General features: G+C 70.1%; 15 protein-coding genes and 1 pseudogene. 1 reads left to right on the top strand and 15 read right to left on the bottom strand.

Annotated features, from left to right (window positions below; genetic code table 11):
* Positions 1–5: 5 nt before the first annotated feature.
* Positions 6–1064: pseudogene (locus ASF96_RS17650) on the top strand (RCC1 domain-containing protein); the annotation flags it as partial.
* A gap of 426 nt (positions 1065–1490) precedes the next feature.
* On the opposite strand, the gene ASF96_RS17275 reads toward ASF96_RS17650, so the two are convergent.
* The 15 genes from ASF96_RS17275 to ASF96_RS13310 form a co-directional block, all read right to left on the bottom strand.
* Entirely contained in the window at positions 1491–1811 is a 321-nt protein-coding gene (locus ASF96_RS17275; RefSeq protein ID WP_055939983.1) for a hypothetical protein, read from the bottom strand.
* Positions 1812–1881: 70 nt separating this feature from the next.
* On the bottom strand, positions 1882–2667 hold the full coding sequence (locus tag ASF96_RS13375; protein WP_055939981.1) for an MOSC domain-containing protein: 786 nt from the start codon (positions 2665–2667) through the stop codon (positions 1882–1884).
* A 52-nt stretch (positions 2668–2719) separates the two neighbouring features.
* Entirely contained in the window at positions 2720–3508 is a 789-nt protein-coding gene (locus ASF96_RS13370; RefSeq protein WP_055939979.1) for a methyltransferase domain-containing protein, read from the bottom strand.
* A 23-nt stretch (positions 3509–3531) separates the two neighbouring features.
* Entirely contained in the window at positions 3532–5292 is a 1761-nt protein-coding gene (leuA, locus tag ASF96_RS13365) for a 2-isopropylmalate synthase (protein ID WP_055939977.1), read from the bottom strand.
* Between the two features lie 186 nt (positions 5293–5478).
* On the bottom strand, positions 5479–6426 hold the full coding sequence (locus ASF96_RS13360) for a quinone oxidoreductase family protein (RefSeq protein ID WP_055939976.1): 948 nt from the start codon (positions 6424–6426) through the stop codon (positions 5479–5481).
* A 66-nt stretch (positions 6427–6492) separates the two neighbouring features.
* A complete protein-coding gene (gene era, locus ASF96_RS13355; RefSeq protein WP_055837036.1) occupies positions 6493–7386 on the bottom strand; it encodes a GTPase Era in 894 nt (297 codons plus the stop codon).
* Positions 7383–8693, bottom strand: coding sequence for a hemolysin family protein (locus ASF96_RS13350; protein WP_055939974.1), 1311 nt, complete (start codon positions 8691–8693; stop codon positions 7383–7385). Before ASF96_RS13350 ends, era begins: the two co-directional genes overlap by 4 nt.
* The gene (ybeY, locus tag ASF96_RS13345; protein WP_055939972.1) at positions 8690–9157 is read right to left on the bottom strand and encodes an rRNA maturation RNase YbeY; all 468 of its coding nucleotides are present in this window, start codon (positions 9155–9157) and stop codon (positions 8690–8692) included. The genes ASF96_RS13350 and ybeY overlap by 4 nt, the downstream gene beginning before the upstream one ends.
* Positions 9154–10176 carry a PhoH family protein gene (locus tag ASF96_RS13340; protein WP_235560610.1) on the bottom strand — a complete coding sequence of 341 codons (1023 nt, stop codon included), beginning with the start codon at positions 10174–10176 and terminating at the stop codon, positions 9154–9156. The genes ybeY and ASF96_RS13340 overlap by 4 nt, the downstream gene beginning before the upstream one ends.
* A gap of 49 nt (positions 10177–10225) precedes the next feature.
* Entirely contained in the window at positions 10226–10573 is a 348-nt protein-coding gene (locus tag ASF96_RS13335) for an HIT domain-containing protein (RefSeq protein WP_055939969.1), read from the bottom strand.
* A 210-nt stretch (positions 10574–10783) separates the two neighbouring features.
* Positions 10784–11518: a 16S rRNA (uracil(1498)-N(3))-methyltransferase gene (locus tag ASF96_RS13330; RefSeq protein ID WP_055939968.1), complete on the bottom strand. Its 735-nt coding sequence runs from the start codon at positions 11516–11518 to the stop codon at positions 10784–10786.
* 2 nt (positions 11519–11520) lie between these two features.
* Positions 11521–12648, bottom strand: a complete 1128-nt coding sequence (gene dnaJ / locus ASF96_RS13325) for a molecular chaperone DnaJ (RefSeq protein ID WP_055939967.1) — start codon at positions 12646–12648, stop codon at positions 11521–11523.
* A 49-nt stretch (positions 12649–12697) separates the two neighbouring features.
* Positions 12698–13738: a heat-inducible transcriptional repressor HrcA gene (hrcA, locus tag ASF96_RS13320; RefSeq protein ID WP_055837014.1), complete on the bottom strand. Its 1041-nt coding sequence runs from the start codon at positions 13736–13738 to the stop codon at positions 12698–12700.
* A gap of 140 nt (positions 13739–13878) precedes the next feature.
* Entirely contained in the window at positions 13879–15096 is a 1218-nt protein-coding gene (gene hemW, locus ASF96_RS13315) for a radical SAM family heme chaperone HemW (protein ID WP_055939966.1), read from the bottom strand.
* Positions 15096–15740, bottom strand: coding sequence for a DUF1990 family protein (locus ASF96_RS13310; protein ID WP_055939964.1), 645 nt, complete (start codon positions 15738–15740; stop codon positions 15096–15098). The genes hemW and ASF96_RS13310 overlap by 1 nt, the downstream gene beginning before the upstream one ends.
* Between the last annotated feature and the right edge of the window lie 19 nt (positions 15741–15759).

The raw sequence follows: 15759 nt of genomic DNA, 5'->3' as shown, positions 1-15759 counted from the left end.
TCTCGGTGTTGGGGTCGAATGTGGTTGTGGCGGGGCTCGGGTATTCGTCGGTGTTGGCGCAGTCGGAGTTGGTGTTTCCGTCTCCGGTTGTTGATGCGGTCGCTGTGGGGGGCGAGAATTCGTGGTTCATGGTGCTGTTGGCGAATGGTGCCGTGTGGACGAAGGGGAGCAACAATTACGGTCAGTTGGGTGATGGCTCTCTGACGAGTCGGTCGACCTGGGCTCCGGTGTTGGGGTTGACCTCGGGTGTGAAGCAGATTGCTGCTGCCGCTGCCGTGGGGTTTGCGTTGTTGGCGGATGGGTCGGTGAAGGCGTGGGGGTTCAACGGCAATGGTGCGGTGGGTGATGGGTCGTTGACGAACCGGTGGTCGCCGGTTCAGGTGTACGGGTTGACCTCGGGTGTGACGCAGATCGCGGCCGCCGCCGCCACGGGGTTTGCGTTGTTGGCGGATGGGTCGGTGAGGGCGTGGGGTTTCAATGACGCTGGTCAGGTAGGCGATGGGTCGTTGACGAACCGGTGGTCGCCGGTTCAGGTGTCGGGGTTGACCTCGGGTGTGACGCAGATCGCGTCTGCCGGTCATACGGGGTTCGCGTTGTTGTCGGATGGTTCGATGAGGGCGTGGGGGTTCAACGGCAGTGGTCAGGTAGGTGATGGGTCGACGACGGGGCGGTTGACGCCGGTTCCGGTGTCGGGTTTGACGTCGGCTGTGAAGCAGATCGCGGCCGGCCTTCACACCGGCTATGCCTTGTTGTCGGATGGGTCGGTAAAGGCCTGGGGGCTCAACGGCACTGGCATGGTCGGCGATGGGTCCAGCACGAATCGGTCGTCGCCGGTTCAGGTGTCGGGGTTGACCTCGGGTGTGACGCAGGTCGCGGGTGCCGGTTACAACGGGTTTGCGTTGTTGTCGGATGGGTCAGTAAAGGCCTGGGGATTCAACAGCGCCGGTCAGGTGGGTGATGGATCCACAGCCGACCGACTTTCTCCGGTCTCGGTGAGCCTGCCGGCGGGCCAGGTCGCGCAGCGGCTGGCTACCAACTCGACTGTCTCCAGCACCGCGATGATCNCAGCCGACCGACTTTCTCCGGTCTCGGTGAGCCTGCCGGCGGGCCAGGTCGCGCAGCGGCTGGCTACCAACTCGACTGTCTCCAGCACCGCGATGATCGTGATGAAGACCAGCTGATTCACGCCCCTCGGGTCCCCCTCGCCGCACAGTGAGGGGGACCCGAGGCGTGTGGCCGGAGCGTCAGCTGCGCATCGAGGGCGCGACGGCATCGGACGCCTGACGCCGGGCCGCCTCGATCTCGTCAACTCCGGATGCCGAGAGCCCGCCGCCGTGCGAGACGTGAGCCCGCAACTCCGAGCGCGTGCACCCACGGAACTCGCTGGTCGCAGCATCGGCGCGGGACAACTGCTCGGGCTGCGGGAGCGCGGATCGTCGACGGGAGCCGCGTGCGCCTGCTCACGCGCCTCGCGGGAGATGGCGGCCAGGTCAGCACGCAGACTGCGCACGGCATCCCGCACGCTTCCGCGCCTCGTCGGCGGTTGGGCGAACGCTGTCGGCCAGACGCGCTTGGATGCCCTCCAGGTCCCCGGTGCGATTCGAGACCTCGACGCCTCCGGCATCCGTGATCTCGTACACGGTCTTGAGGCCGTCGACGGCCTCTTTAACCAGGCCGTCTTCTTCGAGCATGGAGAGTTCGCGCACCTGCCTATCGCCCGAGACGGCATTGAGGTCGACGTCGCTGACGAGGCCGTCGACCACCGCCAGTGAAACCGCGGGCCGCGTGATCGTCGACGGCGCATCGCGCATGCCGGCGCCGGCCCGTCGGCACACGAGGCGGGTGGTTCGAGGGTGTCGGGGTGCCTCGTCGGCGCCCTCGTCAGTCGCCCTCCACCACCACCGCGTCGCCCACCCGGACTGTGCCACCGCCCTCGGCGGGGAGCAGCAGGATGCCGAGCGTCGGCTCGTCCTGGCCGAACTCCGTCGTCAGCACGCGCAGCAGTCGCGCGTCGCGCACTCCGGTGTCGGGGTTGGCGGTGATCGCGGCGCAGCGCTCGATCGGCTTCTGCACCTCGAATTCCACCTCGCCGATGCGCACGCGACCGCGCCAGTCGAGCTCGGCCCACGCGGCGGTGTCGCCGACCACGATGTTCGAGCGGAATCGCCGGTCGTCGACGGGCGCGGGCACCCTGGCATCCAGGGCGTCGACCGACGCGGCGCCGTGCAGCGAGACGTATCCGCGCGGGCGGTCCTGGAACCTCGCGGTGCGGCCGTCGCCGAGCAGCCCGAGGGGAAGGATGCCGTCGGCATCGAGCAGCTTCGCGTCGCTGGTCGTGCGCAGATACGCCGTCACGGCGTCGGCGAGACGCGCGCGGCCCGCGGGACTGAGGTCGGCCTCGACGTCGATGTCGTCGACCTGGAGCCGCAATGTCTGTCTCTCGTCGTCATACGCGAGATCGACGCGCGCCAGCGTGGGGAAGGTCATCAGCGCCAGGCCGCGGCTCTTCGGGAACGTCGCGTCTTCGGGCTCGAGCGCGTCGGCGAAGCGGAACACGAGGGCACGGTCGCCCTGCACCCGCCCGTCGTCCTGGATGACGAGGCGGTCGCGCCGTTCGGGGGTGAAGCCCTTCACGGGATAGCGGTACAGAGCGGAGACGGTGGGCACGGATTCATCCTCGCACCCATCGCTCCGCTCCCCCGCGCGGGTCAGCCGCGGGTCAGGCCCGGGCGAGCACCTCGCCGTGCGGCAGCAGGATCCACCCGTCGGGGTGCGCCGCCCACTCGCGCCACGCATCGGAGATGCGCTGCAGCGCGGCGTCGTCGGCGAGGCCGAGCCTCTTCGCGTGCCCCGCGAACGCCGAGGCGAGCACGCGGTCAGCCCACATACCGCCCCACCAGGCCCGCTTCTCGGGCGTGTCGAAGACCCACACGCTCGCACTCGCCTCGATGCGGGCGAACCCCGCCTCGCGCGCCCACGCCTTGAGCCGCCGGCCCGCGTCGGGCTCGCCCGACACCCCGCGGTGCACCCCGTGGTAGATCTCGAGCCACTCGTCGAGGGCGGGGATCCGTGGATGCCAGATCACCCCGCCGTAGTCGACGTCGCGCACCGCGACCAGGCCCTCGGGCCCCGCCACGCGGCGGAACTCACGCAGGGCGTCGACGGGTCGGGCCAGGTGCTGAAGGACCTGATGCGCATGCACGATGTCGAACGACCCGTCGGGCGCATCGAGGTCGTACGCGTCATCGATGCGGAACTCGACGTTCGTGCGCTCCCCCGCGGTGACGCGGGCGACCTCGACGACGTCGGGCGCGGCATCCACTCCCACGACCCGCCCCGGGAAGACCCGGTCGGCGAGGTCGACGGTGATGGTGCCGGGGCCGGCGCCCACATCGAGGATGCGGGCGCCGGCGAACAACGAGGACACCAGGTACGCCGCTGAGTCGGCGACGGTGCGTGCGGCGTGGGAACGCAGCACGCTCTCGTGGTGTCCGTGGGCGTAGGCCACGGCCGTGTTCTTCGGCCTCGAGGTCAGACGCCGGCGAGGGCGTCGGCCGACTGACGGGTGCGGATCGCGCGGTTCACTCCCGAGACGATCGCCTTCAGCGACGCCGTCGAGATGTCACCGTCGATGCCGACGCCCCACAGGCGCTGGTCGTCGACCTGCAGTTCGACGTACGCCGCGGCCTGGGCGTCGCCGCCCGAGCTCAGGGCGTGCTCGACGTAGTCGTAGAGCGTGACGTCGAAGCCCTGCGCGCGCACGATCTCGAGGAACGCGGCCACGGGGCCGTTTCCGACGGCCGAGGCGGGGTGGGTCTCGTCGCCGTCGCGCAGGGCGACATCGAGGTGCACGTCGCCCGACATGTCACTCGACGAGCGCGTCGACAGCAGCTCGAAACGACCCCAGCGCTGGTCCTGGTCTTCGGCGGGCAGGTACTCGTCGGTGAAGATGTCCCAGATCTGGGCACTCGACACCTCGCCGCCCTCGGCGTCGGTGCGGGTCTGCACGACGCCCGAGAATTCGATCTGCAGCTTCCGGGGCAGGTCGATCGCGTGGTCGGCCTTCAGCAGGTAGGCGACGCCGCCCTTGCCCGACTGCGAGTTGACGCGGATGACCGCCTCGTACGAGCGGCCCAGGTCCTTCGGGTCGATCGGCAGGTAGGGAACCGCCCACTCGATGTCGTCGATGCTCTTGCCCTCGGACGCCGCGCGGGCCTCCATCGCCTCGAAGCCCTTCTTGATGGCATCCTGATGCGAACCACTGAAGGCGGTGAACACCAGGTCGCCGGCCCAGGGGCTGCGCTCGGGCACGGGCAGCTGGTTGCAGTACTCGACGGTGCGCTTGACCTGGTCGATGTCGCTGAAGTCGATCTGCGGGTCGATGCCCTGCGTCAGCAGGTTGACGCCCAGGGCGACCAGGTCGACGTTTCCGGTGCGCTCCCCGTTGCCGAACAGGCAGCCCTCGATGCGGTCGGCGCCGGCCATGTACCCGAGCTCCGCCGCCGCGACGGCCGTGCCGCGGTCGTTGTGCGGGTGCAGAGACAGGATGACGTTCTCGCGGTGGTTGAGGTGGCGCGACATCCACTCGATCGAGTCGGCGTAGACGTTCGGGGTGGCCATCTCGACCGTGGCGGGCAGGTTCAGGATGACCTTGCGCTCGGGCGTCGGCTGGAAGACCTCCAGCACCTCATTGCAGATGCGCAGGGCGAACTCGAGCTCGGTACCGGTGTAGCTCTCGGGCGAGTACTCGTAGTAGACCTCGGTCTGAGGAATGGTCGCCTCGTACTGCTTGCACAGACGGGCGCCCTCGAGCGCGATGTCGACGATCCCCTGCTGGTCGGTGCGGAACACGACCTCGCGCTGCAGCACGCTCGTGGAGTTGTACAGGTGAACGATGGCCTGCTTCGCGCCGGCGATCGACTCGTACGTGCGGGCGATCAGGTGCTCGCGCGCCTGGGTCAGCACCTGGATCGTGACGTCGTCGGGGATCAGGTCCTCTTCGATCAGCTGGCGCACGAAGTCGAAATCGGTCTGGCTGGCGCTGGGGAAGCCGACCTCGATCTCCTTGTAGCCCATCTTCACGAGCAGGTCGAACATCACGCGCTTGCGCTCGGGGCTCATCGGATCGATGAGGGCCTGGTTTCCGTCGCGCAGATCGACGGCGCACCAGCGGGGGGCGACTTCGATGCGCTTCGACGGCCACGTGCGATCGGGCATGTCGACCCGGATCTGCTCGTGGAACGGACGGTACTTGTGCACCGGAGCGGACGTGGGCTTCTGGGTGTTCTTCATGATGTGTCGCTTCTTTAGATTCGTTCGGTGGGGCCGACGACGATCTCCGCGACGAGGAAGGCCCTTAGAACGAGGACTCGTCGCGGCAACTAAGAAGAAGAAGGCCACCGAAGCGCATGGAGCGATCGTAGCAGTCCCACGCGAAGGCCCCGCGTCGCTGGCGTCTGTACCCCAGCCGCGCCGCCACTACGCCAGCAACGCCACCTTGCCGCCCGGGTGGCCGGTCATGACGAAGCCCACGGCGTCGATCGCATCGGCGAGCGGGTAGGTGCGCGCGACCGGCACCTCGAGAGCCCCGGATGCCGCCAGCTCCAGAACGCGGGCACGGGCGATGTCGCGGAACCGGGCGCTCTCCGGCCGCGAACCTGCGATCCACAGGAACCCGTCGGCCTCGGCGCGGTCGGGACGCACGATCGTGACGATGTGGTCGCGTTCCGACACCAGCGCGAGCGAGACGTCGATCGCCTCGTCGGTGCCCGCGGCATCCCACGCGGCGACGACGGGAGCACCCTCGGCTGCGGTCTCGACACGTTCGGCGAGGCCCTCGCCGTAGGCCACCGGGATACCGCCGTAGTGGCGGACGCGCGCCTCCGAGTCGTCGGCATCCGGTCCCACCGTGCCGATGACGCGCACACCGAGCTCGCGCGCCTGCTGCAGCAGGCTCACGCCGACCGCGCCCGAGGCGGCGTGGAGCAGCACCGTGTCACCCGCGGTCACCCGCGTGACCTGGATCATCTCGGCCGCCGTCGTTCCCGCCAGAAGCAGGTTGGCCGCCTCGGCGTGCGAGAGCCGTGCGGGCTTGGCGAAGACGTCGCGAGCGGGCACCGTGATCTCGGTCGCGTACGCGCCCTGCACGCGGAACGCCACGACCTCGTCGCCGACGTGCAGCGCGCCGGATCCACCGACGGCATCGGGGCCGACGGCCGTCACCTCGCCGGAGAGCTCGTAGCCGATCGCGACGGGGAACTCAGCGCCCGGGCGCGCCTGGGCGACGTGCTTGGCATCGGCGGGGTTGATGCCCGCGGCGTGCACGCGCACCGTGACCTCGCCGACGCCGGGCGGAGCCACCTCGACCTCGCCGAGAACCCACGTCTCGATCGGTCCTGCGGCCGGAGCCGTCCACCTCATCGCCATGGCTGCACCTTTCGTCGTGTCGTTCGTCTCATGTGCGCCCGGAAACGCGGCGCGGGCGGGTGGGTGTCAGAAGCCCAAGCGCCCGAGCTGCTTCGGGTCGCGCTGCCATTCCTTGGCCACGCGGACGTGCAGCGAGAGATACACCCTGCTGCCCACGAGGGGCTCGATGCCCGCGCGCGCACGCGCACCGACGTCGGCCAGGCGAGAGCCCTTGTGGCCGATGATGATGGCCTTCTGACTGTCGCGCTCGACGACGATGTTGGCCCACACGTCGGTGAGGTCGCTGTTCTCGCGCGCGGCGACGTCATCGACCGTGACCGCGATGGAGTGCGGGAGCTCGTCGCGCACGCCGTGCAGCGCCGCTTCGCGGATGATCTCGGCGATGCGATCTTCGAGCGTCTCGTCGGTGACGATGTCGGCGTCGTACAGCGCGGGCCCCTGGGGCATGAGCGCGAGGAGCTCGTCGCTGAGCACGTCGAGCTGGTCGTGGGTGATGGCCGAGAGCGGGATGACCGCGGCCCAGTCCTCGCGCAGCGCGTCGACCTCGACGAGGCGCTGCGTGATCTGATCGCGCGAGGCGGCGTCGGTCTTGGTGACCAGAGCAACCTTCTTGGCGCGGGGGTACCCCGACAGCGACTCGGCGATACGACGGTCGCCCGGGCCGACCTTCTCGGTCGCCGGAACGCAGAAGGCGATGACGTCGACGTCGCCCAGCACCTGTTCGACCAGGTCGTTCAGACGTTGTCCGAGCAGGGTGCGCGGGCGGTGGATGCCGGGGGTGTCGACGAGCACGAGCTGACCGCCGGGGCGGTTGACGATGCCGCGGATGGCGCGACGCGTGGTCTGCGGCTTCTCGCTGGTGATCGCGACCTTCTCGCCCACGAGGGCGTTGGTCAGGGTGGACTTGCCGACGTTCGGCCTGCCCACGAAGGTCACGAAACCGGATCGGGTGTCGGTCATCTGTCGTTCCTCTCACGCGCGGGGCCATCGGCCTCGGCGTTGTCGTCGTTCGGAGTCTCGGCGCGCTCCACGATCACCGTGGCGATGCCGCGGTTGCGGCCGCGCGATGCCCCGCCGGTCATGACGAGACCGGAGTGTTCGGCCGTGGCCCCCGGTTGGGGGATGCGGCCGAGGGCCTTGCCCAGCAGTCCGCCGATCGAGTCCACGTCTTCGTCGTCGAGCTCGAGACCGAAGAGGTCGCCGACCTCGTCGAGGCCCAAGCGCGCGTTCACGCGGTACCGGTTGTCGTCGAGCTCGACGATCTCGTTGGTGGGCGCGTCGTACTCGTCGGCGATCTCGCCCACGAGCTCCTCGATCAGGTCTTCGAGGGTCACGAGGCCGGCGACGCCGCCGTACTCGTCGACGACCAGGCACACGTGCACGGCGTCTTTCTTCATCTGCTGCAGAAGGGTCTCGGCCTTCATCGACTCGGGCACGAACACCGCCGGTCGGGCGATGCGGCGGATCGGTGCGTCGCGCCACCCCGCCTCGTCGCGGAAGCCGAACTGCACGAGGTCTTTGAGGTACAGCATCCCCACCACGTCGTCGGCCTCGTCGTCGGCGAGGGGAACGCGCGAGACGCCCTTCTCGAGGAAGAGAGCGAGGGCCTCACGCGAGGTGGCGGCGGCCCCGACGGTCACCATGTCGGTACGCGGGACCATGACCTCGCGGACGTAGCGGTCGGTGAAGTCGAACACCGAGTGGATGAGCTCACGGTCGTCCTGCTCGATGAGCTCGTTCTCGGCCGCCTCGTCGATGATGCTGAGCAGCTGTTCCTCCGACGCGAACGACGTCGAGTGCGGCACTCCGGGGGTCACGCGGTTGCCGACGGCCACGAGGCCGTGCGCGAGGGGCCCGAGCAGAATGCGCATGCCCCGGATAACGGGTGCCCCGCCGCGCAGCAGACCACGGGCGTGCTGGCGGCCAACCGAGCGGGGACTCGCACCGACGGCGACGAACGAGATGCCCGTCATGAGCACGGCGGCGGCCGCGACGGCCAGCCAGATGTCGTCGAAGAGCAGCATGAACGCCGCGGTCACGAGCACCGCGGCGGTGGTCTCGGCGAGCACGCGGATGAACACGACCGCCGTCACGTGCGCACTGGTGTCGTCGGCGATGCGACGCAGCGACGTGGCGTTGCGCCCCGAGGCGCCCAGCTCGAGCAGGTCGGTGCGCGAGGTGACCCCGAGCGCGGCCTCGGACGCCGCCATCAGCCCGCCGAAGGCGACGAGCAGCACGGCGGCGACGAGCAGGAGCGCTTCGGTCATGCGCGGCGCTGGCGCTCGACGGCCTGGAAGCCGGCGATGAGCTCGCGCTGAAGACCGAACATCTCGCGCTCCTCATCGGGCTCGGCGTGATCGAAGCCGAGGAGGTGCAGCAGTCCGTGGGTGGTGAGCAGGATCAGTTCGTCTTGCGTGGAGTGCTTCGCCGCGACTGCCTGGGTCTCGGCGACGGCGGGGCACAGCACGATGTCGCCGAGCAGACCCGCCGGGGTGGGCGCATCTTCCGACCCGGGGCGCAGTTCGTCCATCGGGAAGCTGAGCACGTCGGTCGGGCCGGGTTCGTCCATCCACTGCACGTGCAAGGACTCCATGGCGCCCTCGTCGACGAGCACGATGGCCACGTCGGCGTCGCCGCTGACGTGCAGCTCGGCGAGGTTGTACTCCATCAGGCGCAGCAGCACCTGCTCGTCGATCTGGTGGTCGGATTCGTTGTTGATCTCGATCGTCATGAGCGGTTTCGTCTCGGGAGGTGATCGCGGGGACCGGCGGCACTCGAGCCGCGTCGCTCCGCACGGGTGGCGAACTCGGAGGCCTCGTCACGCTCACGGCGGGCGACGAGACGCTTCTCGTCGTACTCGCTGTACGCGTCGACGATGCGACCGACGAGGTTGTGACGCACCACGTCTTCGCTGGTGAGACGCGAGAAGTGGATGTCGTCGATGTCGTCGAGCACGCGGGTGACGAGACGCAGACCCGACGCACCCTGGGGCAGGTCGACCTGGGTGATGTCTCCGGTGACGACCATGCGCGTGCCGAAGCCGAGGCGCGTGAGGAACATCTTCATCTGCTCGGGCGTGGTGTTCTGAGCCTCGTCGAGCACGACGAACGAGTCGTTCAGCGTGCGTCCGCGCATGTACGCGAGAGGAGCGACCTCGATCGTGCCCGTCGCCATGAGCTTCGGCACGATGTCGGGGTCCATCATCTCGTTGAGCGCGTCGTACAGCGGCCGCAGGTACGGATCGATCTTGTCGGTGAGCGTGCCGGGCAGGAAGCCCAGACGCTCGCCGGCTTCGACGGCCGGCCGGGTGAGGATGATGCGGGCGACCTCTTTGCGCTGCAGCGCCTGCACGGCCTTGGCCATGGCGAGGTAGGTCTTGCCGGTACCGGCGGGGCCGATGCCGAACACGATGGTGTTCTCGTCGATCGCGTCGACGTAGGCCTTCTGCCCGGCGGTCTTGGGGCGGATGACCTTTCCGCGCGACGACAGGATCGCTTCGCCCATGACCTCGGACGGACGGGGACCGCCGTCGGAGAGCATGCGGTTCGAGCTCTTCACGTCGGAGGGGTCGAGGCCATGGCCCGAGCGGGTCATCGCGAGCAGTTCGTCGACGAGGCCGCGCGCCGCGGCGACGGCCGCAGCGGTGCCCGACAGCGTGATCTCGTTGCCGCGGACGTGCACGTCGACCTCGGGGTGCTCTTTCTCGACCACGCGCAGCAGGCGATCCTGCGGTCCGAGGAGTTGGACCATGGCCACGCCGTCGACCTCGATGCGGTCGACGACGGATTCTTCGGCGGAGTCAGGCACCCACGCTCTTTTCGTTCAGGCCACCCGCGAGGACGTGGGCGTGCACATGGAAGACGGTCTGGCCGGCGCCCTCGCCGGTGTTGAAGATCAGCCGGAAGTCGCCGTCGGCATGCTCGGCGGCGACGCTGTTCGCGAGTCCCACGAGCTCGGTGAGCAGGTCGGGGTCGCCCGCCGCCAGCTCGACGACGTTGCGGTACTGCTGCGTCTTGGGGATGACGAGCAGGTGCACCGGCGCTTGCGGGGCGATGTCGCGGATCGCGAAGGCGTTCTCGGTCTCGGCGACGATCTCGGCGGGGATCTCGCCCTGCAGGATGCGCGTGAAGATCGACGGTTCGCTCATGGCATCCAGTCTAGTGACGGGCTCCGACACGCAGGTCGGGGGGTGCGGGCTCGACGGGCAAGGTGGTGCGTCGAGCCGTGCGACTCGTGGACGGGGCGTGAACCGTGCATCGGGGCGGTTGTCGTGCGCCCCGGTGCACATTCCGCGCCCCGGACGGGCGGGGCGGGACGTTTCGCGCCCCGGACGGGAGGATCGGAACGCGGCGGGAGGTCACCAGCGCCCGTGCGCCGCCGACAGCACCGAGAGGGCCGCCGCCCCCGCGGTCGAGGTGCGCAGCACCGTGTCGCCCAGGCGCACGAGCCGCGCACCGGCGCCTTCGAGCGCGGAGAGCTCCTCGGGGGCGATCCCGCCCTCGGGCCCGACCACCAGCACCACGTCGCGACCGTCCGAGGCTTCTGCGGCGACCGCGGTGAGGCGATCGGATGCCGAGGGCTCGAGCACCAGCACCAGATCGGTGCCGGCGCGGCGCACGAGGTCGGCCGTGCGGGCGATGCCCTCGACGTCGGGGATCCACGCGCGGTGCGCCTGCTTCGCCGCCTCGCGCACGATGGTGCGCCAGCGGCCGAGACCCTTGTCGGCCTTGGCATCCCAGCGTGAGACGCTGCGCGCCGCCTGCCACGGCACGATCGCGTCGACACCGAGTTCGGTCGCCGCCTGCACCGCGAGTTCGTCACGGTCGCCCTTCGCGAGCGCCTGCACGAGCACGAAGCGCGGCGACGGGGCCGGATGCTCCTCGCGGCCCGTCACCCGCACGTCGACCTGCTTGGGCGTCGCGGCCGTGACGAGGCCCGACAGCCACGCCCCGCGTCCGTCGCCCAGGGTGACCGCCTCGTCGACGCGCACGCGGCGGACGGCCGCGGCGTGGTGCGCCTCTGCTCCGGTGAGCACCACGACCTCACCCGGCTGAGCGGATGCCGCGTCGTCGGTGACGAAGTGCAGCGCCACGGTCAGTGCCGGAAGCGGTCGCGGAACTTCGAGAACATGCCCTGCTGGTGCTCGGCCAGGCGCGGCTGGGGGGCCTTCGTGCGCTTGGCGAACTCCTCGATGAGGGCGCGCTCCTTGTGGTCGAGGCGCGTGGGCGTCACGACGTGCACGCCGACCTTCAGGTCCCCGCGCTGGCTTCCGCGCAGCGGCGTGATGCCGCGGCCCTTGATGGTGAGCACGTCGCCCGACTGCACGCCCGGGCGCACCTCGAGCTCGACGGCTCCGTCGAGGGCGTCGATCGTCGTGGTGGTGCCGAGGATGGCATCCGGCATCGACACCTCGAGGGTGGCGAGCAGGTCGTCGCCCTCGCGGCTGAAAGCCTCGTGCGCATCGACGGTGATCTCGAGGTACAGGTCGCCGTTGGGGCCACCGGCGGGGCCGACCTCACCCGAACCGGGAAGCTGCAGGCGAAGGCCCGACTCGACGCCGGCGGGGATGTCGACCGACACGGTGCGGCGGGCGCGTACGCGCCCCTGCCCCTGGCAGGTGCCGCAGGGGTAGGGGATGGTCGTGCCATGTCCGTGGCACACGTTGCAGGGCTGGCTGGTGACGACGTTGCCGAGAAGGCTACGCACCGTGCGCTGCACGTGACCGGAGCCGTGGCAGATGTCGCAGGTGACTTCGCTCGTGCCCGGCTGCGTGCAGGCTCCCTGGCAGGTCTCGCACAGGACGGCGGTGTCGACGTCGAGGTCGCGGTGGGTACCGAAGACGACGTCGCCCAGATCGAGCGTGACGCGCACGAGGGCGTCCTGACCGCGCTCGCGACGCGAACGCGGACGCGGTCCACGCCCGCCGCCGCCGCCCTGGGCCCCGCCGAAGAACGTCTCGAAGATGTCGCTGAAGCCGCCGAAGCCGGCCGCTCCCCCGCCCCCGCCGAAGGGGTTCTGGTCGCCGCCCATGTCGTAGCGGCGACGCTGTTCGGGGTCGCTGAGCACGTCGTACGCGTGCGTGACCAGCTTGAAGCGTTCGGACGCGTCGTCACCGGGGTTCACGTCGGGGTGCAACTGACGAGCGAGACGGCGGTACGCCTTCTTGATCTCGTCGGCGCTGGCGTCTCGTTCGACGCCGAGGACCTCGTAGTGGTCAGCCACAATCGCCTTCCTGTCCGCTGGTGCGGGGTCGTTCTCGGTGGGGTGCTCGTCAGCGCGCGCTGTCGTCGTCTTCGAGCATCCGGGTCAGATAGTGCGCGACGGCGCGAACCGCCGCGAGGTTGGAGGAGTAGTCCATGCGGGTGGGGCCGAGCAGGCCCACGCGGGCACCGCCCGTCGAGCCGTCGTACCGGCTGGCGAGCACCGAGGCCTCGATCAGTCCGAAGGGTTCGTTCTCGCGGCCGATGCTGGCCGACAAGCCCTTCTCGTCGGCGACCATCTCGGTCATGAGCCGCAGCAGGGTCACCTGCTCCTCGATGGCTTCGAGGAGCGGGTAGATGCTGCCGCGGAAGTCGGATTCGCGCTTGGCGAGGGTCGCCGCCCCAGCCATGACGAGGCGATCCTGACGGAACTCCTCGAGCTCCTCGCCGACGACGCGGAACACGGCGTCGGCGACGGCGTCGAGGGCGATGCCGGGGCGGGGTCCGTCGGCGACGACCGCGGCGACCTGCTGAGCGCAGTCGGCGACGGAGCGCCCGACCAGCACCGCGCCCACGCGGGCGCGCAGCTGCACGATGTCGGCCTCGACCGGCTCGGCAGGGACGAGCGCGATCCGCTGCGAGACGCGGCCGGTGTCGGTGACCAGGATGACGAGCACGCGCGGGCCGCCGAGGGCGACGAGCTCCACGTGCGAGAGGTTGGCGCGCGCGAACGACGGGTACTGCACGATCGCGACCTGGCCGGTCAACTGCGTCAGGGCACGCACCGTGCGGGCGAGCAGGTCGTCGAGATCGCCCGCCTCGTCGAGGAACGAGGTGATCGCGCTGCGCTGCGCTCCCGAGAGCGGGCGCAGTTCGGCGAGGTGATCGACGAACACGCGGTAGCCCTTGTCGGTGGGCACGCGGCCCGACGAGGTGTGGGGGGCGACGATGAGGTCTTCGTCTTCGAGCAGCGCCATGTCGTTGCGGATGGTCGCCGCCGACACACCGAACGCGTGCCGGTCGACGATCGCTTTGCTGCCGACGGGTTCACGCGTGTCGACGTAGTCCTGCACGATCGCGCGGAGTACTTGGAGGCCGCGTTCCGACACCATGCGCTGCTCCTCCCCGTCTGGCACTCGACTTGACTGAGTGCCAATTCTACGCCGATCGACGGCGTGCCCCGTCGGGGGCTCGCGGATGCCGGATCCCCCGCGCGTGCCGGGGGTCTCGCCGCCAGGTGCGGCGGCGTGGATCAGACCGTGAGAGCGCGCACCACGGCATCCGCCAGCAGGCGTCCGCGGCGGGTCAGCACGATGCGGCCCCGGATGGCATCCGCCCCCTCGATGAGCCCGTCGGCGATGAGCGACGCCACGGCCTTGCGGCCCTCGCCGTGCAGCTCGCCGACGGCGAGACCCTCACGGATGCGGCTGCGCAGCAGCACCGACTCGAGTCGTCGGGCCGTCTCGTCGGGGCGCTCGCGCGCGGCGGCCGGCGACTCGTTCGCCGCGAGGCGCTGGGCGTAGGCGGCCGGGTGCTTGACGTTCCACCAGCGTAGCCCCGCGACGTGGCTGTGGGCGCCCGGCCCGAACCCCCACCAGTCCGTGCCGCGCCAATAGGCGAGGTTGTGCCGCGAACGGTGGGCGACGCCGCGCGACCAGTTCGACACCTCGTACCAGTCGTACCCGGCGTCGGCGAGCAGCTCGTCGCCCAGCTCGTACATGTCGGCCTGCAGGTCGTCGGAGGGCTCCACGACCGCGCCCGAGCGGATCTGGCGGGCGAGCTTCGTACCGTCTTCGACGATGAGCGCGTAGGCCGAGATGTGATCGGGAGCGAGGGAGACGGCGGTCTCGAGAGACGACCGCCAGTCGTCGAGCGACTCCCCCGGTGCGCCGTAGATGAGGTCGAGCGACACGTCGAGCCCGGCGCGGCGGGCCGCGGCGACGGCGGTCGCGACGTTCGCGGGGTCGTGGGTGCGGTCGAGGGCGGCGAGCACGTGCGGGCGGGCCGACTGCATGCCGATCGACACGCGCGTGACGCCCGCCGCGGCCAGCGTCTCGACCACGGCGTCGTCGACGGTGTCGGGATTGGCCTCGACGGTGACCTCGGCCCCCTCGGCGATGCCGAACTCCGCGCGCACGGCGTCGAGCATGCGCGCCAGATCGCCGGGAGGCAGGAGCGTCGGCGTACCCCCGCCGAAGAACACCGTGGATGCCGTGCGGCGGCCGCCCGTGGCATCCATCACCCCACCCGCCAGGCGTACCTCGGCGGCGAGCGTGTCGGCGAAGTCGTCTTGCCGGGCGCCGCGCAGTTCGCTGGCCGTGTAGGTGTTGAAGTCGCAGTAGCCGCAGCGCACGCGGCAGAACGGCACGTGCAGGTAGACCCCGAAGTCGACCGACGGGTCGATGGTCAGGTCGTCGGGCAGACGACCGTCGGTGGGCGCGGGGTCTCCGAGGGGAAGCGGTCCGCCCATCAGGACGTGTACAGCGGCGAGATCGCGCGCAGGTACCGCGTGAACAGCGCCTTGCGGCGACGACGCACGCGGCTGGTGAGGAGCTTGTAGGACGGCGCGGTGGGGCGGTCGAACGCGCGCACGACGAACCAGACCTCGTCGTTGTCGCGCCACTCGAGCGAGAACAGCTCTTCGCCGCTCACGATGGAGTGTCCGACCGTGCCGAGGATGAATCCGACGCGGCGCGGCTCCTCGAACACCGAGATGACCCGCAGCTCGGCGTCGGCGCGGTGGCCATCGACCTTGCCGTGCAGGCGCACACCCGTGCCGGGGCTGACGAACGGGGTGCCGTCGGCGGCGAATCGCTGCTCGGCCTCGAGGCGGCTGGGGGCGACCGGAGCGCCCTCGGCGTCGAAGCCGACGCCCGCGTAGCCGGCGCCCGACGCGGGACGCACGTCGGTGATGCTCAACTCTTCGCTGCGCAGCGGCGCCCACGCGAGCAGCAACTCGCCCGCGGCGACGAAGCGCTCTTCGCCGCTGCCGATACGCCACGCATCTTCGGCGGGCACGGAACGCTCGGGCGGATATTGCATGAGGTCGGGGGCCTGAGTGGCGCCCACCGCCGCGTAGTCGACCGTGTCGTCGGTGAAGTTCTGCCGGCGCATGATCTTCCTCTCGAATCGG

This window comes from Microbacterium sp. Leaf179 (assembly GCF_001423785.1).
Taxonomy (GTDB): domain Bacteria; phylum Actinomycetota; class Actinomycetes; order Actinomycetales; family Microbacteriaceae; genus Microbacterium.
The sequence above is the reverse complement of the archived record's forward strand: the minus strand, read 5'-3'. Positions and strand labels throughout refer to the sequence as shown.